Below are 19,044 nucleotides of genomic sequence, written 5' to 3'. Positions count from 1 at the left end.
CCCCGGCCGAGGCCGACAACTTCCGCCGCACCGTCATCGTCGCCATCGAAGCCGCCGCCCAGACCCACAAGGGCCGGCCCAGCCCCACCATGGCCGACATGATCCGCAAGATCACCGAAGCCCTCGACGCCGCCTGACGGGATGTCGACCTGCGCAGCCGTCGCCGCCGGACTTTTCGTGGAGGCCGAGCACGGTGACTTCACCGCGGCAGCCGACCTCGCCATGGCCACCTACGAGCAGGGACCGATGCTGCTGTGGCACCACCCGGGAAGAGCGCGATCTGACCGCCAGAGGAGCCGACGGCGGCGGCCTCCGCCCGGGTGGGGCGTGGATGGCCCGGTGACCGTCAGCTGGCCCTGCGACCGCGGAGGGCGTTCGCGGGACCATGATCGGCCCGCGCCATGCGGATGGGGTTCTCCGCCACCGCGTGCCGCAGTACCAGTGGGAGCACTCGCTGGATCGGCGCGGCGACGAGCTGCGCGCCTTGACACTCCGACCCGGGTTGCCGCCCCCGTATGGGCGGTGTCAATTCTCGGACGCGGGCCGTATGGAACCCGTCAGGAACGACAAAACCGGACAGATCTGGGTTTTGGCTAGTCCCGTAGCAATCATCCGGATGTGAGGTGTGGGGATGGCCGACGTCATCTTCGTCGCCCTGACGATCGCGTTGTTCGTGATCCTCGGGCTCGTCGTCAAGGCGGTGGAGCGCCTGTGAGCGCGATCAACGCCACTGGTCTGTTCGTGGCCACCGGCCTCGTGATCTTCATGGTCGCGGCCCTGCTGTTCCCTGAGCGGTTCTGATGGGCTGGATCTTCGTCGCCTCCCTCGTCATCGCGCTGGCTCTGGTGCACAAGCCGCTCGGCGACTACATGCACAGGGTCTACACGACCAGCAAGCACAACGGGGTCGAGCGCTTCCTCTACCGCCTGGTCGGCGTCCAGCCGGACGCCGAGCAGAAGTGGGGGGTCTACGCGCGAGGCGTGCTGGCGTTCTCGGTCATCTCCCTGCTCGCCCTGTACGGCCTGCAGCGCCTGCAGGACAAGCTCTTCCTCAGCCTGGGCTTCGCCCCGGTCCCCGACCACGTCGCGTGGAACACCGCGGTCAGCTTCGTGACGAACACGAACTGGCAGGCGTACTCGGGTGAGTCCACGATGGGGCACCTGGTCCAGATGTCCGGCCTCGCCGTACAGAACTTCGTGTCGGCGGCGGTCGGCATGGCCGTGGCGATCGCGCTGGTGCGCGGCTTCGCCCGCAGGGGCTCGGACACGATCGGCAACTTCTGGGTGGACCTGGTGCGCGGCACGCTGCGCATCCTGCTGCCGATCGCCTTCGTCGGCGCGCTGGTACTGGTGGCCGGCGGCGTGGTGCAGAACTTCGTGGGACCGCACGAGGTCATCACGATCGCGGGCGGCACCCAGAACATGACCGGCGGCCCGGTGGCCAGCCAGGAGGTCATCAAGGAGCTGGGCACCAACGGCGGCGGCTTCTACAACACCAACTCCGCCCACCCTTTCGAGAACGCCACGTCGTGGACGAACTGGTTCGAGATCTTCCTGATCCTGCTGATCCCCTTCGCGCTGCCGCGCACCTTCGGCAAGATGGTCGGCCAGCCCCGCCAGGGGTACGCGATCCTCGCCGTCATGGGGATCATCGCGCTGGCCAGCATCACGCTGACCAACGTCTTCGAACTCGGCGGCGACGCGACCGTCCCGCAGGCGGTCGGCGCGGCCATGGAGGGCAAGGACGTCAGGTTCGGCGTCGCCAACTCCGCGACGTTCGCCGCGGCGACGACGCTGACGAGCACCGGCGCGGTGAACTCCTTCCACGACTCCTACACGCCGTTCGGCGGCATGATGACGCTGTTCAACATGATGCTGGGCGAGGTCGCCCCCGGAGGCGTCGGCGCGGGCCTGTACGGCATGCTCGTGCTGGCCGTGATCACCGTGTTCGTGGCGGGCCTGATGGTCGGCCGCACGCCTGAGTACCTCGGCAAGAAGATCGGCTCCCGCGAGATCAAGCTGGCCTCGATGTACTTCCTGGTCACCCCGATCCTCGTGCTGGTCGGCACGGCCGTGGCGATGGGCAACGAGGCTGGCCTCGCGGCCATGCTCAACAGCGGGCCGCACGGCTTCTCGGAGATCCTCTACGCCTTCACCAGCGCCTCGAACAACAACGGCTCGGCTTTCGGCGGCGTCACCGTCAACACCCCGTGGTACGACGTCGCGCTCGGCCTGTGCATGCTGCTCGGCCGGTTCCTGCCGATCATCTTCGTGCTCGCGCTGGCCGGCTCGCTGGCTCGGCAGAAGCCCGCACCCGAAAGCGCCGGCACGCTGCCGACCCACCGGCCGCAGTTCGTCGGCATGGTCGTCGGCGTGACGCTCATCCTCGTCGCTCTGACCTTCCTCCCGGCGCTCGCGCTGGGGCCGCTCGCAGAAGGACTCCTGTCATGACGACCCAACTGGTCGAGGCCCCGGCGCGGACACCGGGGCAGAAGAAGAACGGCAAGGTAGGAGGCGGTCTGCTCGACCCGAAGCAGATGCTCAGGTCGCTGCCCGACGCGCTCAGGAAGCTGAACCCCGTCACGCTCTGGCGTAACCCGGTCATGCTGATCGTGGAGATCGGCGCGGCCTTCACCACCGTCCTGGCGGTGCTGGACCCCTCGTTCTTCGCCTGGGCCACCGTCGTGTGGCTCTGGCTGACCGTGGTCTTCGCCAACCTGGCCGAGGCCGTCGCCGAGGGGCGCGGCAAAGCTCAGGCGGCGACGCTGCGCAAGGCCAAGACCGACACGATGGCGCGCAAGCAGTCCGGTGAGCTGGTCCCCGCGCCCGAGCTGCGGCAGGGCGACATCGTCGTCGTCGAGGCCGGGGAGGTCATCCCCGGTGACGGCGACGTGATCGAGGGCATCGCCAGTGTGGACGAGTCGGCCATCACCGGCGAGTCCGCTCCGGTGATCCGCGAGTCCGGCGGTGACCGGTCCGCGGTGACCGGCGGCACCAAGGTGCTCTCCGACAAGATCACCGTCCAGATCACCCAGAAACCCGGCGAGAGCTTCATCGATCGGATGATCGTCCTCGTCGAGGGCGCCGACCGGCAGAAGACGCCGAACGAGATCGCGCTCAACATCCTGCTGGCCGCGCTAACGATCATCTTCCTGGTCGCCACCGTGACCATGCAGCCGCTGGCCATCTGGGCCAAGGGCCAGAACCCCGGCATTCCCGACTCCCTCGCCCTGACCGGAGACGGTGTCACCGGCATCGTGCTGGTCTCGCTGCTGGTCTGCCTCATTCCGACCACGATCGGCGCGCTGCTGTCGGCGATCGGCATCGCGGGCATGGACCGGCTCGTGCAGCGCAACGTGTTGGCCATGTCGGGCCGCGCGGTCGAGGCCGCAGGTGATGTCTCCACGCTGCTGCTCGACAAGACCGGCACCATCACGCTGGGCAACCGCCAGGCGTCGGAGTTCGTGCCTGTGGCGGGCGTGTCCGAGATGGAGCTGGCGCGGGCGGCGCAGTTGTCGTCGCTGGCCGACGAGACGCCCGAGGGCCGCTCGATCGTGGTGTACGCCAAGACCGCCTACGGCCTGCGCGAGCGGGAGCCCGGCGAGCTGGCCCACGCCGACTGGGTGGCGTTCACCGCGCAGACCCGCATGTCGGGCGTGAACCTCGACGGCAAGCAGGTCCGCAAGGGCGCGGCGACCGCCGTCATGAAGTGGGTCAGGGACCACGGCGGTCACCCGACCGACGAGGTCGGCGACATCGTCGACGGGATCTCCGGCTCGGGCGGCACCCCCCTGGTCGTGGCCGAGAAGGGCCGCGTGCTGGGCGTCATCCACCTCAAGGACGTCGTGAAGGCGGGCATGCGCGAGCGGTTCGACGAGATGCGCCGCATGGGCATCAGAACCGTGATGATCACCGGTGACAACCCGCTGACCGCCAAGGCGATCGCGGACGAGGCCGGCGTGGACGACTTCCTCGCCGAGGCGACCCCCGAGGACAAGCTCGCCCTGATCAGGAAGGAGCAGGAGGGCGGCCGGCTGGTCGCCATGACGGGCGACGGCACCAACGACGCCCCCGCTCTCGCGCAGTCGGACGTCGGCGTCGCCATGAACACGGGGACCAGCGCCGCCAAGGAGGCGGGCAACATGGTCGACCTCGACTCCAACCCGACCAAGCTCATCGAGATCGTCGAGATCGGCAAGCAGCTGCTCATCACCCGCGGCGCGCTGACGACGTTCTCGATCGCCAACGACATCGCCAAGTACTTCGCGATCATTCCCGCGATGTTCGCTGCGGTCTACCCGGGCCTGGACGCGCTCAACGTCATGCGCCTGGCCAGCCCGCAGTCGGCGATCCTGTCGGCCGTCGTCTTCAACGCGCTGGTGATCGTCGCGCTGATCCCGCTCGCCCTGCGCGGCGTGCGCTACCGGCCTTCGAGCGCGTCGAAGCTGCTCAGCCGCAACCTCTACGTCTACGGCCTGGGCGGCATCGTCGCGCCGTTCATCGGCATCAAAGTCATCGACCTGCTCATTCAGTTCCTTCCTGGGATGTCATAAATGGAACGCATGCCCAGCTGGATCCGCCGGCACCTGGCCGCGCTGCGCGCGCTGCTCGTGCTCACGGCGGTAACCGGCGTCATCTACCCGCTGGCGGTCACGGGCGTGGCCCAGGCGCTGTTCACCGGCCAGGCCAACGGCTCACTGGTCGAGAAGGACGGCAAGGTGGTCGGCAGCGCGCTGATCGGCCAGTCCTTCGAGGGGCACAGGGAGTACTTCCAGAGCCGCCCGTCGGCGGCCGGTGACGGCTACGACATGCTGTCCACCGCCGCCAGCAACCTCGGACCCGAGGACGTCGTGGACGTCCTGCCGGTGCCCGGCGCAAAGGACGACGAGGGCGACCAGGACGAGGGCAGGCAGTCGCTGCTCACCCAGGTCTGCGCCCGCTCCAAGGCGATCGGCGAGCTGGAGGGCGTCAGCGGCGCGCGGCCGTACTGCACCAGCGACGGGGTGGGCGCGGTGCTGAAGGTCTTCCCCGCCGTGGGCACCCCAACCAGGGCGGTCAGCGTCAACCAAGCCTGCCCCTCGCGGCCCTTCGTCGCCGAGTACCAGGGCGTCAGGGTCGAGTGCGGCAAGCCCGGCGAGGACTACGCCGCCGGCCGTACCGTGCCGGTGCGCGGGAACGTGAGCAACGTCGAGGTCCCCGCAGACGCGGTCACCGCCAGCGGCTCCGGCCTCGATCCGCACATCTCCCTGGCCTACGCCGAGCTGCAGGCGCGGCGGGTGGCCGAGGAACGCGGCGTCGACATCGGCAGGGTGCGGCAGCTCATCGGCGAGCACACCACCGGCAGGGCGCTCGGGTTCATGGGCGAGCCGGCCGTCAACGCGCTCGAGCTCAACCTGGCACTCGACAAGGAGTAGGACATGCCACGCGGGCGGCTGAGGGTCTACCTGGGCGCCGCGCCCGGGGTGGGCAAGACCTTCGCGATGCTGGGTGAGGGCCGCCGGGCCAAGGAGCGTGGCAGGGACGTGGTCGTGGGTTTCGTCGAGACCCACGGCCGCCTCCACACCGAGGAGCTCCTTGAGGGCATGGAGGTGATCCCCCGCCGGACGCTGGTCCACCGGGGGGCGACCTTCACCGAACTCGACGTGGACGCCGTCATCGCTCGCGCGCCGAAGATCGCGCTCATCGACGAGCTGGCGCACACCAACGTGCCGGGGTCGAAGAACGTCAAGCGCTGGCAGGACATCGAGGAGATCCTCGACGCCGGCATCAATGTCATCTCGACGGTCAACGTCCAGCACCTGGAGTCGCTCAACGACGTCGTCCAGCAGATCACCGGCGTCCCGCAGCGGGAGACCGTACCGGACGAGGTGGTGCGCCGCGCCGACCAGATCGAGCTGGTCGACATGTCGCCCGAGGCCCTGCGCAGAAGGATGGCCCACGGCAACGTCTACGCCCCGGAGAAGGTCGATGCCGCCCTGTCCAACTACTTCAGAGTCGGCAACCTCACCGCCCTGAGAGAGCTGGCCCTCCTCTGGGCCGCGGGCAAGGTCGACGAGCAGCTCGACCGCTACCGGGCCGATCACGGCATCGCCACCACCTGGGAGGCGCGCGAGCGGGTCGTCGTGGCCCTGACCGGCGGGCCGGAGGGTGACACGCTGGTACGGCGCGCGGCCCGCGTCGCCGCTCGCACCAAGGGCGCCGACCTGCTCGCGGTCCACGTGACCAGGGCGGACGGCCTGTCAGGCGGCGATCCCGCCAACCTGTCGCGTCAGCGGACCCTGGTGGAGTCGCTCGGCGGCACCTACCACCAGGTGGTCGGCGACGACATCCCGCGCGCGTTGCTCGACTTCGCCCGTGGCGTCAACGCCACCCAGCTGGTGCTCGGCGCCTCCCGGCGCGGCAGGTTCGCCCAGATCCTCTCCCGCGGTGTCGGGGTGGAGACCACCGCGCTGTCCGGCGCGATCGACGTCCACATGATCACTCATGACGAGGCGAAGAAGGGCAGACGCCGCCCGGAAGGTCACCGGGCGGCGCTGACCGGAACGCGCCGGCTGGCCGGGTGGATCGTGGCGGTCGTGGGCGTTCCCGCGCTCACGGCGGCGCTGATCCCGTTCAGTAACGACCTGTCGTTGCCGAGCGAAATCCTCTTCTTCCTGGTCATGACGGTCGGGGTGGCGCTGATCGGCGGCATGTGGCCGGCCATCACCGCGGCTGTGGGCGGGTCGCTGCTGCTCAACTTCTTCTTCACTCCCCCGGTGGGCGAGTTCACGATCTCCGATCCTGAGAACCTGTTCGCTCTGATCGTGTTCGTGCTCGTGGCGGCGGCGGTGAGCACGATCGTAGATCTCGCGGCCCGCCGTACCAGAGAAGCGGCGCGCGCCACCGCGGACGCGGAGGTGCTCTCGACGCTGGCCGGGCACGTCCTGCGCGGCGAGTCCGCCGTGTCGACGCTGCTGACCCGCCTGCGGGAGACGTTCGCGCTGATTTCGGTGACGCTGCTGGAACGGCTGCCGGACACCGGCAGGGCGCCGGACGACCAGACCGACCCCGCGGCGTGGCGGGTCGTCGCGACGAGCGGTGGCACGCCGTGCACGACGCCGTCGGAGGGCGACACCGACGTGGTGGTCGACGAAGACCTGGTGCTGGCCGCGCGGGGCGGGCTGCTCAACGCCTCCGATCGGCGGGTGCTGGAGGCGTTCGCCGCAGAGATCGCCGTGGCCCTGCGCCAGCAGCGCCTGGAGGAGCAGGCCGACAGGGCCAAACCCCTGGCGGAGGCGGACAGGATGCGCACCGCGTTGCTCGCCGCCGTCAGCCACGACCTGCGCACCCCTCTCGCCTCGGCCAAGGCGGCCGTGGAGAGCCTGCGCAACGACGAGATCGACTGGAGCCCCGAGGATCACCGCGAACTGCTGGCCACCGCCGACGAGTCGCTGGCCCGCCTGGACCGCCTGGTGGCCAACCTGCTCGACATGAGCCGCCTGCAGGCAGGCGTCCTGGGCCTGGCGCTGCAGGCCGTGGCGCTCGAGGAGGTCGTGCCCCGCTCGATCGACGACCTCGGACCGCTCTGTGAGCGGGTCGAGGGCGACATCTCCATCGAACTGCCCGAGATCGCCGCCGATCCCGCGCTGCTCGAACGGGTCCTGGTCAACCTGATGGCCAACGCGATCCGCTACAGCCCACCGGAGGCGAAGGTGCTCATCACCGCGAGCCGGCACGGCGACCAGGTGGAGATCCGGGTGATCGACCGGGGCCCCGGCATCCCGCCCGATGCCCACGACCGCGTCTTCCTGCCCTTCCAGCGGCTGGGTGACCGCGACAACCACACCGGTGTCGGCCTCGGCCTGGCCCTTTCCCGAGGACTGGCGGAGGCCATGGGCGGCACCCTCGTACCCGATGAGACACCAGGGGGAGGTCTCACCATGATCCTCGCATTGCCCATTTCCTCGAGAGCGGTGACGCTGTGAAGCGCGTCCTCATCGTCGATGACGAGCCGCAGATTCTTCGAACGCTCCGGCTCAACCTGGTCGCCCGGCACTACGAGGTGGAGACCGCCGCCGACGGCAGCGCCGCCCTGCGACAAGCCGCCGACAGCGCACGGGACAAGGGTCAGGCTTTCGGGAGTGCGTCAGGTGGGGTCCAGTCCCACAGGGGGCCGAGCGCGCGGGGTGCGAGGCGCGCCCACAGCGTTGAGGGAGTGAGCTGGAGGGCGAGAGCAGTCGTGGTGTGGGCGATCGGCCCCGCGTTGATCACCTGGAGACCGGCCTGGCGGGCGTTGCGGGCGGTCGCCTGGGTGCGGGGACGGCGCTGGGCGTCGTAGGCGGTCAGCGCCTCGGAAACGGTGCCGTGCGTGGCGAGGGTGGCGGCCAGGACGACGGCGTCTTCGATGGATTGGCCGGCGCCCTGGCCGCGGTCGGGGCTCATGGCGTGGGCGGCGTCGCCGAGCAGGGCGACGCGGCCGCTGGTGAAGCTGAGAAGGTCGGGCAGGTCGTGGATGTCGATGTGGCGGACCTGCTCGGGCGGCGTGGCCTCCAGCAGCGCGCCGATCGGATCGTGCCAGCCGTCGACGCGTCGCCGTACCTGCTCCAGCTCGTCGTCGAAGCGGACGCCCGGCCGGTCGGCAGCGGTGCCGAGCGCCCAGTAGACCTGGCCGGGAGCGACGGGGTGGATGAGGAAGTAGCGGCCGCGGCCCATGGTCATGCTGCCGCTCACCGAGATGGCGGTGTCGGCCAGGCCGAGCCATGCGGTGTAGCCGAGGAAGCGCGGGCCGGGTGCGTGCGGCCACAGCAGGCGGCGGGTGAGGCTGTGGATGCCGTCGGCGCCGATGACCAGGTCGGCCTCCTGACGGCCGGCGGTGTGGGTGACGGTCACCTTCTCGGCGTCCTGGGTCAAGCCGGTCACCTCGATGCCGGTGCGCACCACGTCTTCGGGCAGGGCCTGGCGGAGGAGCCGGTGCAGGGCGGCTCGACGGAAGGCCCGCAGCGGCGGATCTCCGTGGGCGGGGGCGCGCATCAGGTGGCGGCCCGACGGCAGGCGCATGGTGTGGGTGGCCCAGGTGGGCATGCTCGCCTGCCTGGCCTGTTCGGCAAGGCCGAGTGCGGCCAGGGCGCGCATCGCGTTGGGTGACTGTGACAGGCCGGCGCCGACCTCTTCGAAGGCGCTCACCCGCTCCAGCACGTTAACCTGCCAGCCGATGCGGCGCAGGACGACGGCGGCGGCCAGGCCGCCGATGCCGCCGCCGATCACGATCGCGTGGCCGGTCATGGTGTCTCCTTGTCCAGAGGCGGGGCCTGCTCGAACACCTGGGCCATCCACGCGAAGGTGGCGTGCGCCTGGCGGACGCGTGCGGCCCTTTCGTCGTCACGGCCGAGCAGGGCGAGGCCCTGGCGGGTGATGTCGAGGAACGAGGTGATCCCGGCGACCTGGCGCCGCACCACCGCCTGCCAGGCGTCGTCGGCCATCCGGTAGTACATGGTGCGATCACCCGGCCGGGTGCGCCAGGTGAGGAAACCCATGCCGGTCAACAGCCGCAGGTTCAGCGTCAGCGACGCCCGGCTGGCGCCGATGGCGGCGCTGATCTGGCCGGCTGACTGCTCCGGCGGATCGCAGACCATCAGCCAGCCCAGGATCCGACCGGCGATCGGCGGCACGCCATCGCGGGCCAGGTACATGGCGACCTGCTCGGCCCATTCCAGCAGTTGCTCGTCCTCGCTCATACACCCCTCTTTTCGTGAGTTTTAGTATGAGCTAAAGTCCGTGTATCCAACAAGATGGTGAGCCGGGAAGTCTGGTCGGCCCGCGGCGCGCGTCGCGGAGAAGCAGGAGGCTTCCCCATGTCCACCACATGGTTGCTGCGCTGCACGCTGACCAGCCTGCCCCGCCCCCACGGCTCTGGTCGCACACGACCTGTGCGGCACACAACAACCAGCGCCAACAGCAGTGCGGGACAGTACGGCTAGCCGGGCAGACGGCCAAGGAGGGCGGGCAGGAGTGCCGGATCCTCGTGCGGGCCGAGATGCCCCAGACCTGGCACGGCCACCACCTCGGCGCCCAGCAGAGCGCGAGCCGGTCCTCCGATGCGGGCGGGCGGGTAGAAACGATCCTCGGCACCTGTGGCCACGACCACCCGTGTGCCCACCCAACGGCGCACGACGGGTTCGGGCAGCGGCGAAGGAGCCAGGCTGGTGCGGCTGTGCCGGGCGACGAGCGTCATCCACTCCACCGGCACACGGTCCACGTCGATCATCCCGCGTGTCTGACCGCTCATGTACCCCAGCAAGGCCTCACTGCGCCTGGCAGTGGGAGCAACGAGCCAGGGCAGGGTGACGCCGAGCAGGGCGGGGGTCAGGCGGGCTCGACTCAGTCCGGCCGGGGACACCAGCACCAGGCCGCCGATCTGCGGCCCAGGTCGCGCAGCCAGGGCCACAGCCGCTCCCAGCGAATGCCCCACCACCACGACGGGTTCCCCGCTTACCTGACAGATGATCTCTCCGAGCCAACGCCCATAGGCGGCCAGGCGTCCCCTCCCGGGCCGCCGTGGAGCGCTCAGGCCCGGCTGACCCGGAAGGTCGGCCATGATCACCTGGTGGTCGGGGACCAGCGCATCGGCCACTTCCAGCAGGGTCGCGGCGCAGAAATTGGTGCCCGGCAGCAGCAGCACACGGGGGCCCTGCCCAGCGACGACCACGGCGGTCGCTCCCAGACTTGTCTCCAGCGTGCATACCCGGTGCTCCGTCGGCCAGGAGTCCAACCGCTCCCGGCACCAGTCGCGGACGTGCCGCTCGCCGGCGGGTGAGGTGTAGATGGTCGTGAAACTCAACGCGAGCCTTTCCATGAGGGACGTCAGGTCGGAGCGCCGACCAGGCTTCCCGGCTCACCAACCACGCGATCCGCCGGTCCTCGGCGTGTGCGCGGCCTCCCGCCACTCTGACAAAGATCGTCCTCCCCCGCAAACGACTCTCGCCCGCTCCTGGACCCAGGGGTTCAGCCCTTGATGAAGCGGCGGACCATGTAGCGGCGTACCGCCGGGAGCGCGGCCAGGCGCAGTGGCAGTTGGGTCAGCCACAGCAGCAGCGGGTTGGCGGGCGCGTAGACGCCTTTGACCCGGCGTCCCAGCCTCTGTTTCCTCTCTGCCTCCGGCCGGAGCGCCTTCTCCCACGCGGTCAGGGCGGCGCCGATGTCGCCGGGGTGGGCGTCGAGTTCGCTGCCCAGCCGGTCGGCGCCGCCCACGGCCAGGGAAGAGCCGTATCCGGCGAACAGCGTGACGCACCAGGCCGCATCCCCCAGCAGGATCACGCGGCCACGGTGCCAGGTGGGGGCGACGACCTGGCTGATGGTGTCGAAATAGACCGAGTCGGCCCGCTCCAGTCCCGCCAGCGCTTCGGGGACCACCCAGCCGAGGTCGCCGTAGATGCGGTGCAGCTCGGTGGCCGCGTCCTCACCTGGGTGGGCGTGGCCGGAGCGGTAGCCGAAGAAGGCGACGTTACGGCCGTCGCCGACGCTGATGACCGCCACTGTACGGCCGCCGGCGGACAGGGTGCCGGTGGTGCCGGGGGCGATGGAGGCGGGGCGTTTGTCGAGCATGTAGACGGCGACCTTGTGCTCCAGGTCGAGCAGGTGGTCGCGCTCAGGGCCGAAGACCAGGGAGCGGGTGGCCGAGTGCAGGCCGTCGGCGCCGATCAGCAGGTCGGCCTGTTCGACGGTGCCGTCGCTGAGGACGACGTGGACGGCGTGCGGGTCCTGGTCGACCGCGGTGATGGAGGTGCCGAAGCGTATCTCGGCGTGGTCGCGGACGCGCTCGTACAGGACGGTTTCGAGATCGCCGCGCAGGATGTTCATCGAGCGGGGGCCGGTGGTGGCGGCGATGGTCTCGCGGCTCAGGGAGAAGCGCCGGTCGCCGTTGGGTTTGTGGTAGACGAGTTCCTCGGTGATGAAGGACTTCTTCTCCAGGTCGGGCAGGATGCCCATCCGTTCGGCCGCGTCGTAGCCGATGCCGCCGAAGGTCACGGCGTAGCCGCCGCTGCGGCGCTGGGGGGCGCGCTCGATGACGAGGGTACTCCAGCCGATCTGGGACAGGCGCAGAGCGGCGGCCAGGCCAGCGATTCCCGCTCCGATGATGATGGCGCGCATGAGGGTTTCCTTGCTGATCAGAGTTGGCGCAGGAGGCGCTGTTCGGCGGCCGGGTCGAGCCAGGTGTCGGGTGAGGGGGCGTCCGGGCGCGGGAGGGGGTCGCCTTCGGCCTGCAGCCAGGCCCAGGTGTCGGCGAGGGTGTCGCGCAGCGGGCGGGTGGTGAGCCCGGCGGCGAAGGCGGCGTCCACGTTGGCGTCGTGCATGCCGTTGGGTGTGGAGCCGTCGGGCAGCCGCAGTCCGAGCTCCGCGCCCAGCGCCAGGCCTTCCTGTCGCAGAAGGTCGGCGGGCGCCCAGACCAGCTCGGCCTCGAAGCCGGTCACCTCCAGCGCGGTGGTCAGCAGCCGCCCGACCGTCACGGCGCCGGAGCGACCTGTCGCCGTGTAGAAGCCACCCACGCCGCCTTCGGCGCAGCGCAGCATCCAGGCGGCCAGGTCACGGACGTCGATGTACTGCAGCGCCGCCTCGGCCGGGCCGGGGGCGAGGACGCGTCCGCCCTTCTCCAGTCGGCGCATCCACCACGGGATGCGGCCGACGTCCTCGTAAGGGCCGAGGATCATCCCGGCTCTGGCCAGCAGGGCGTGCTCGCCGTACATCTCGGTGACGGCCAGTTCGCCGCCGCGCTTGGCGGCGGCGTAGTCAGCGCTGTCATCGCTGGCCGGATCGCCGTCGACCAGCGGGGCGCTCTCGTCCGCGCCCGCCGGCCAGGGCCAGCGGTGCACGCCGCGGCTGGAGACGTAACCGTAGTGTCCGATGCGGCCGGCCAGCAGCCGGGCGCTGTCGGCGACCACGCGCGGCGCCCAGGCCCAGGTGTCGATCACGGCGTCCCATTCGCCGTCGCCAAGCGCGGCCGTCACGGCTTCGGTGTCGGTGCGGTCGGCGAGCAACGCCCGGACGCCGGGGGCCGGTGGGCGGCTGAGACCGCGGTTGAGTGTGGTCACCTCGTCGCCGCGTTCCAGCGCGGTCTCGACGATCGCCCGGCCGACGTGGTGGGTGCCGCCGAGGACGAGCAGCTTCATGAGTTTCTCTCCGTGAGGGGCAGCCAGAGGGCTGACGGGTGGTCGGGGTCGTGGAAGATCTCGTGGGTGGAGGCGCGCAACGCAAGCGTCGTGGCCAGGGGCTCGCCGGTGCCCGGGTTACGGCCGTAGCGGGGGTGGGCGCCGCTGGAGACCTGCAGCCGGATGCGATGGCCGCGGCGGAAGTGGTGCGCAAGTGGCCACAACGCGATGTCCACGGTGATCACCCCGTCGCTGTCGCGCCGAATATCGCTCGCAGGGTCGAGACGCACGACGCCGTCACAGAGGTTGACCGAGCGGCCGCGCGGGCTCACCTCACACAGCCTGGCCACGTAATCGACGTGCGGGATCGAGGCGCGGGCGTGCAGGCGGACCCGGACCGGGCCGATGACCTCCACCTCCCGGGCGAGAGGGGCGGTGGTGAAGGTGAGCACGTCGGGCCGGGCTTCGATGGCGCGGTTGTCGGCCGGGCCCGACGACATGCTCACCGTCGTGCCGCCGACGGTGGGCGTGGGGTCTGCGGGGTCGTACCGGTAGCGGCTCGGGCCGGCTGCGGGGTCGGCGTGCATGCGGTTCAGCCTGCCGCCGGGATGCAGGTACCAAGGTGTGGGCTCATGGGCGGGTGGCCATTCGGGCAGGTCCTGCCATCTGTTCGCGCCGGTGACGAACACCCGTACCCCCGAGGGGGCCTGCCTGCCGAGCAGGGCCGCGTCCAGCGCGGCAAGCGCGTCACGCATGCCGTCGCGGGTGTACAGGCCCTTGCCGTGGCCCCACGGCCCGATCAGCAGCCGGACCGTACGGCCCGCCGCGAGCAGCGCGGCGTGGTCGGCCAGCATGCCGGGGAGGAAGAAGTCGTACCAGCCTCCCTGCAGATGCACCACGGGCGGCATCCGCCCGACGTGGGCGCGGTGGTCCATGCGCGACCAGTACGCCTGGTCAGGCCCGTTGCCGATCCATTCCTGGAACCAGCTCACCCGGTGCCCTGTCAGCGCCCGATCGGCCTCGGCAAGCGGGAGCGTGGCACTGGCGCGGCGCAGCTTACGGCCGGCGGCGGGCACCGCCAGGAACTGCCGGACGAGTGAGAAGTCGCCGCTGAACATGGTGTCGACGAGCTGGACCCAGCCGAGCGCGTTACCCAGGGCGAAGGCGCCTCCCGGGTACATGAATCCCTCGGCGAAGGCCGAAGGGGCGTCCTGTATGACGGCGATCTTCCACTCGGGGATCTGCCGGGCGGCCAGCTCCCACTGGGCATAACCCAGGTAGCTGGCTCCCCATGTCGCCAGCGCGCCGCCGAACCACGGCTGGGCGCGCAGCCAACTCAGCGTGCCGTCAGCGTCGGCCGGGTCGATGACGAAGCCGTCGAAGCGTCCGCCGGCGCCGGCCGTGCCACGCAGGCTCTGGTACAGCACCTGGTAGCCGCGTTGGGCCAGGATTCTGGGCACCTGGTCCAGCGGGTTGCCTCTGCCGTACGGGCTGCGCAGCAGCACCAGAGGCGGGCGGTGGACTCCCGCCGGGTAGTAGTGGGTGGCCGGCAACGGCACGCCGTCGGCGGCCGGAATCTGGACATCGCGCCGTACGCGTACGGGGTGCCGGACGGCGGGACGCACGCCCAACAGGCGGCTGAGCAGGGTCATCGCGGGGTCATCTCCTCGTCGACGTGGGTTGGATCACACATCGCCGACCAGGCTTCCCGGCACACCATCGGCCTCTCCGCGAAGCGGAACCCGATGTCAACAACATACCGAATTTTCAGAAATTTCTGAACCCCCATAATGTTCGCTACTCTGCGCATGGAGGTTGAGCGTGAACGACAAGCGTGAGCAGCGGGAGGCGGCCGAACAGCTGGCCTTGGTGTTGACCGAGGGCGGGCTGCAGCGGATGGCCGCGCGAACATTGGGGGTGTTCCTGTTCACCGATCAGGAGAGCGTGACGGCTGGCGAGATCGCCGAACGGCTGGAGGCCAGCGCGGGCGCGGTCTCCGGCGCGGTGAAATCACTGCTGACGGTCGGCCTGATCGAACGGCTGCCCGCACCTGGCAGCCGCCGCGAGCACTACCGGCTGCGCGACGACGCCTGGGCCACACTGTTCACCAGCCAGAACACGGTCATCCAGACCATGCTCCATGCCGCGAGAGCCGGGATCGACTCCACCGAGGCCGGCGATCCCGCACACCGGCGGCTCACCCAGATGCGCGACTTCTACGAGTTCCTGCTGGGCGAACTGCCCGCTCTGCTGCAACGCTGGCATCAGCGCCAGCAGCAAAGCTGATCAAGGCTCTCAGAACCAGCCCATTACCGAGCGGATCGCCAGGGCTCAGCTCAAAGGCCAGTCTTCGGCGTTGGAGTGATCATTTGACCGCCCCTTCCTCGGTCCGGCTTCCCTCTCCCTGTACAGGAATGTCACATCCCCATAGGGGGCGAAGGGATGAAGGCTTGACAGCCGCCTGAATGTGGCCATTAATAAACCAGCGGTCGGTTTATTAATGGAGGTCGATCATGGCCCGGACGATCGACGCGGCTGCGCACGCAGCCCGGCGGGAGGAATTCCTCGACGCCGCGCAGCTCCTGATCGAGAGCCAGGGCTACGCGCGCATGAGCGTGCAGGACGTGCTGGCCGAGGTCGGCACCTCCAAGGGAGCCTTCTACCACTACTTCGACTCCAAACAGGCGCTCCTGCAGGCCCTGGTCGAGCGCAACGCCGACCTCCTGCAAGCGCATCTGGCACCGATCGCGGACGCGCACGAGCGCTCAGCTCTGGACGACCTCCAACGCTTCTTCGCCGCCCTGGCCGGATGGAAGACGCAGCGGCGGGACCTCCTGACCGCCCTGCTGAAGGTCTGGTACTCCGACGACAACGCCGTCGTCCGGCACAAGACGCGCTCGGTGATATCGGCGAGGGTCGTTCCCCTTCTTGCCGCGATCGTAGGCAGGGGCCTCGCAGAAGGGATCATCACCGCGCGCGACCCGCACCAGACGGCGCGTGTTCTGTTGTCGCTCGTCAACGACCTGAATGACGCCCTGGGCGAGCTGTTCCTCGCTCGGGATCCGCACACCCCTTCGGCCGTACTCATCGAGCCGGCCGTCGCGGCCTACACCGACGCGCTCGAGCGCGTCCTCGGCCTGCCATCCGGCTCACTACGGCTCGTGGATGTGGTGACTCTGGCGGCCTGGTTCGACGGGGACGACCCTGTCAAGGAGTGAACATGGCCCTCGCCCTGAAGATCCTGCTCGGCCTGTACATCCTGCAGGCACTGATCAAGTTTATCAACCTGTTCGCCATCCCCTACGACATCCGCATCGAGCGCATCGCCGCCTACCACCACAGCCAGGCCAGCAAGGTGTTCGACCACATCCTGCTGACGCTCATGGCCGTCCTGGTGGCGTTGCTGGCCGCAGTCGGGCTGGAGCACCTCAGCTTCATCACCGGCCTGCTGGTCGGCCTCACCCTGACCCAGGTGCTCTTCCACCGCTTCACCCAACCTCTCGCGCCGGACCGGGCTCCCCCGCCACCGGTCACGCCGATCACGACCATGTCGTACGCCATCCAGGCCAACCCACGGCTTGCCTGGCGGGAGCTCGCCATCCAGACCGCACTGTTCGTCTGGGCTCTGGTGGCGCTGATCACGCAGGGCGGCTGAGCGTCAGGACGCTCCCCGCTCCTTGCGCACCCGTTCGCGCAGGCGCCGGGCGACGCCGTACCAGGCGGGCACCTCCTGCTCGTCGTCGAACCAGCGGGCCACCACGATGTCGGTGGAGGAGTGCAGCAAGATCGAGACCACGATGGTGACCGCGACCAACTGGAAGACCTCCTGCGCGGCGGCGATGCCGGAGGCCAGGACGATGAGGCCGTAGACCACCGAAGCGAAGCCCTTGGGGCCGAACCAGGCGACCGCGGCCTGTTCCCGCACGTTCAGTCCTGAGCCCAGGAAGGAGATCCAGATGGCGAGCGGCCGGGCCAGCACGAGCGCGAGGATGGCGAACAGCCATCCTCGCCAGCCGACCGATCCGAGCAGCGGCAGGCTGATCAACGCGCCGAAGACCAACAGGGCCGCGAGCTTGAACAGCTCGGCGATCAACTCGCCGAAGTGCTCGAACGACTCGCGCTGCCGCTCTCCGAAGGTGGCCACCGTGATGCCGGCGCAGAAGGCGGCCAGGAACAGGTTGCCGTGCGTCGCCTTGCCCAGCGCGAGTACCAGCAGCCCGATCGCCAGGGCGTTGAGCGGTTCGTAAGCGGTGGAGGCGGAGAACCAGCGGGTGCGCTCCAGCTTGATCGCCACCCACGGCACCGCCACACCGATGACGATGCCCAACCCGAGCTCCAGGCCGAGCTCACCCAGGTGCAAGCTCTCCGATCCGGCGGCCACCGCCAGGAACAGCATCACGAACGGCAGCGCCAGCCCGTCGTTGACACCGGACTCGACGTTGAGGAGCTGACGCAACCGGGGCGGCACCTTCTCGTTGCCGACCAGCGCGGCGGCGAAGACCGGGTCGGTGGGCGCGAGGATCGCGCCGATCAGCAAGGATTCCATCCAGCCCAGGCCGACCAGATAGTGCGCGCCCAGTGCGGTCACGACCAGGGTGAGCGGTAGTCCCCACCCCAGGGCCCGGCCGGGCAGGCGCCATGCGGTACGCAGATCCTTCCAGCCCACCCGCATGCCGTCGGTGAACAGCACCGCGAACAGGGCCAGCTCGGCCAGCGTCGCGACGATCTCGTCATCGGGGGCGAGCGAGACCACGCCAAGCGCCCCGTCGCCGAGCAGGAATCCGGCGACAAGGAACAGCGCCGCCGTTGACAAGATCGTGCGGTGGGCCAGGCTGGACAGCAACACCGCCAGCAGCAGGAGGCCGGCGAACACGAGCAGGAGAACACTCACAGAAACCTCGATCGATGGTCACAGGGGGATGGGGGCAGCCACGAGGTCCACCGTGATCACGATGGCCTGGTGAAGGTCGAGAGGCTGATTTCCGCGCTCACCTGCGCCGATGGCCGCCTTGCGGGCCGCTGTCCCCACGGTGGTGGCGGCGCCGGCGAGGTCGACGCCGAGAGACAGCAGTCAGGCGCGGCACCCGCGCGCCAGACAGGAGGCGTGCCGGAGGCCCCTGCGCGTCTACGACTGTGACGGTCGGGCATGACCTGAACAGGTCACGAGTGCACATGACTGGCACCCCTTTTCATGATCGACAAAATGACTGCCGACCAGACTTCCCGGCGCACCCGTTAGGAACCTATCAACGACCGTCAAGATCGGGCAGAGTGGACGCGTGCCGGTCATCGAGGTCGTCAACGCGTTCAAGCGCTACGGCGACGTCATGGCCGTAGATGGCGTCAGCTTGCAGGTGCAGGCCGGACAGATCTACGCCTTGCTCGGGCTCAACGGCGCCGGCAAGACGACCTTGATCCGCATGCTGCTCGGCATGATCACGCCCACCAGAGGATCGGTAAGCGTGCTTGGCGCCCAGGTGTCTCGCGGTGAGCGAGCAGCATGGGGTCGTACCGGCTACCTCGTGGAAGCTCCCGCCGCCTACCTCGAGCTGACCGTCCGCGAGAACCTGGAGGTCGTGCGCAGATTGCAACGCTTGCCCACGCGGCCGGTTCGTCGTCATGATCATGCTCGTGGCGCTGCGCCGAGGCCAGCGGACCGCCAAGATCTTCGAGGCCGAGGGCCAGTCCCGCGCGATCGACCAGGTCTTCCAGGCCGTCCACCGCAACGACCCCGACCCCAAGCTGCTGGCCTATTAGGGCGCGTATTGGGTCGTGATCCATCTGTCGATTCGCCCTCGTGGTGAGGCCTGGACCGGTAGACCTTGTTCCGTGACGCGAGTGCAGCTGACGGACGCGGAGTGGGAGTTCATCGGGCCGTACCTGCCGATCGGCGAGTACGGCCCGTATCCCGAGCGGTTACGGCA

Annotated in this window: 16 protein-coding genes and 1 pseudogene; 10 read left to right on the top strand and 7 right to left on the bottom strand. The window is 69.6% G+C overall.

Features of this window, described 5'->3' with window-relative positions:
* Window positions 1-711: 711 nt before the first annotated feature.
* Genes kdpF through ABFX50_RS49095 form a run of 5 tightly spaced genes read left to right on the top strand, consistent with a single transcriptional unit; the run spans window position 712 to window position 7,963 of the window.
* Window positions 712-801 (top strand): K(+)-transporting ATPase subunit F, encoded by a 90-nt coding sequence (gene kdpF / locus ABFX50_RS49115; protein ID WP_346157842.1) that lies wholly within the window; start codon window positions 712-714, stop codon window positions 799-801.
* The gene (gene kdpA / locus ABFX50_RS49110; protein WP_346157840.1) at window positions 801-2,450 is read left to right on the top strand and encodes a potassium-transporting ATPase subunit KdpA; all 1,650 of its coding nucleotides are present in this window, start codon (window positions 801-803) and stop codon (window positions 2,448-2,450) included. The genes kdpF and kdpA overlap by 1 nt, the downstream gene beginning before the upstream one ends.
* Window positions 2,447-4,552 (top strand): potassium-transporting ATPase subunit KdpB, encoded by a 2,106-nt coding sequence (gene kdpB / locus ABFX50_RS49105; RefSeq protein ID WP_346157838.1) that lies wholly within the window; start codon window positions 2,447-2,449, stop codon window positions 4,550-4,552. Before kdpA ends, kdpB begins: the two co-directional genes overlap by 4 nt.
* Window positions 4,553-5,413 carry a potassium-transporting ATPase subunit C gene (locus ABFX50_RS49100; RefSeq protein WP_346157836.1) on the top strand — a complete coding sequence of 287 codons (861 nt, stop codon included), beginning with the start codon at window positions 4,553-4,555 and terminating at the stop codon, window positions 5,411-5,413.
* A gap of 3 nt (window positions 5,414-5,416) precedes the next feature.
* Entirely contained in the window at window positions 5,417-7,963 is a 2,547-nt protein-coding gene (locus ABFX50_RS49095; RefSeq protein ID WP_346157834.1) for a DUF4118 domain-containing protein, read from the top strand.
* Window positions 7,964-8,105: 142 nt separating this feature from the next.
* Here the strand turns inward: ABFX50_RS49095 and ABFX50_RS49090 are convergent, their stop codons facing one another.
* The 6 genes from ABFX50_RS49090 to ABFX50_RS49065 form a co-directional block, all read right to left on the bottom strand.
* Window positions 8,106-9,260, bottom strand: coding sequence for an FAD-dependent monooxygenase (locus tag ABFX50_RS49090; protein ID WP_346157831.1), 1,155 nt, complete (start codon window positions 9,258-9,260; stop codon window positions 8,106-8,108).
* Window positions 9,257-9,712, bottom strand: a complete 456-nt coding sequence (locus tag ABFX50_RS49085; protein WP_346157829.1) for a GbsR/MarR family transcriptional regulator — start codon at window positions 9,710-9,712, stop codon at window positions 9,257-9,259. Before ABFX50_RS49085 ends, ABFX50_RS49090 begins: the two co-directional genes overlap by 4 nt.
* Window positions 9,713-9,951: 239 nt before the next feature.
* Window positions 9,952-10,815: an alpha/beta fold hydrolase gene (locus tag ABFX50_RS49080; RefSeq protein WP_346157826.1), complete on the bottom strand. Its 864-nt coding sequence runs from the start codon at window positions 10,813-10,815 to the stop codon at window positions 9,952-9,954.
* A 164-nt stretch (window positions 10,816-10,979) separates the two neighbouring features.
* Complete coding sequence (locus ABFX50_RS49075) at window positions 10,980-12,125, bottom strand: FAD-dependent oxidoreductase (RefSeq protein ID WP_346157824.1); 1,146 nt, start codon at window positions 12,123-12,125, stop codon at window positions 10,980-10,982.
* 17 nt (window positions 12,126-12,142) lie between these two features.
* Window positions 12,143-13,141, bottom strand: a complete 999-nt coding sequence (locus ABFX50_RS49070) for an NAD-dependent epimerase/dehydratase family protein (RefSeq protein WP_346157821.1) — start codon at window positions 13,139-13,141, stop codon at window positions 12,143-12,145.
* Window positions 13,138-14,772 carry a CocE/NonD family hydrolase gene (locus tag ABFX50_RS49065; protein ID WP_346157819.1) on the bottom strand — a complete coding sequence of 545 codons (1,635 nt, stop codon included), beginning with the start codon at window positions 14,770-14,772 and terminating at the stop codon, window positions 13,138-13,140. Before ABFX50_RS49065 ends, ABFX50_RS49070 begins: the two co-directional genes overlap by 4 nt.
* A 169-nt stretch (window positions 14,773-14,941) precedes the next feature.
* On the opposite strand from ABFX50_RS49065, the gene ABFX50_RS49060 reads away from it, so the two are divergent.
* The 3 genes from ABFX50_RS49060 to ABFX50_RS49050 all read left to right on the top strand — a co-directional run bounded on the left by ABFX50_RS49060 (window position 14,942) and on the right by ABFX50_RS49050 (window position 16,775).
* Window positions 14,942-15,406, top strand: a complete 465-nt coding sequence (locus ABFX50_RS49060) for a GbsR/MarR family transcriptional regulator (protein ID WP_346157817.1) — start codon at window positions 14,942-14,944, stop codon at window positions 15,404-15,406.
* A gap of 227 nt (window positions 15,407-15,633) precedes the next feature.
* A complete protein-coding gene (locus ABFX50_RS49055) occupies window positions 15,634-16,338 on the top strand; it encodes a TetR/AcrR family transcriptional regulator (protein ID WP_346157815.1) in 705 nt (234 codons plus the stop codon).
* A gap of 2 nt (window positions 16,339-16,340) precedes the next feature.
* Window positions 16,341-16,775, top strand: a complete 435-nt coding sequence (locus tag ABFX50_RS49050; RefSeq protein ID WP_346157813.1) for a hypothetical protein — start codon at window positions 16,341-16,343, stop codon at window positions 16,773-16,775.
* 3 nt (window positions 16,776-16,778) lie between these two features.
* On the opposite strand, the gene ABFX50_RS49045 is transcribed toward ABFX50_RS49050, so the two are convergent.
* The gene (locus tag ABFX50_RS49045) at window positions 16,779-18,011 is read right to left on the bottom strand and encodes a cation:proton antiporter (protein ID WP_346157812.1); all 1,233 of its coding nucleotides are present in this window, start codon (window positions 18,009-18,011) and stop codon (window positions 16,779-16,781) included.
* A gap of 436 nt (window positions 18,012-18,447) precedes the next feature.
* Here ABFX50_RS49045 and ABFX50_RS51685 point away from each other — a divergent pair.
* Window positions 18,448-18,663: pseudogene (locus tag ABFX50_RS51685) on the top strand (ATP-binding cassette domain-containing protein); the annotation flags it as partial.
* 76 nt (window positions 18,664-18,739) lie between these two features.
* Window positions 18,740-18,877 (top strand): hypothetical protein, encoded by a 138-nt coding sequence (locus ABFX50_RS49035; RefSeq protein ID WP_346157808.1) that lies wholly within the window; start codon window positions 18,740-18,742, stop codon window positions 18,875-18,877.
* Window positions 18,878-19,044 lie beyond the last annotated feature (167 nt).

Origin of the sequence: Nonomuraea recticatena (assembly GCF_039533245.1) — a bacterium.
Classification (GTDB): Bacteria; Actinomycetota; Actinomycetes; order Streptosporangiales; family Streptosporangiaceae; genus Nonomuraea; species Nonomuraea roseola.
Note: the sequence above shows the minus strand (reverse complement) of the source record. Positions and strands in the feature narration are given on the sequence as shown.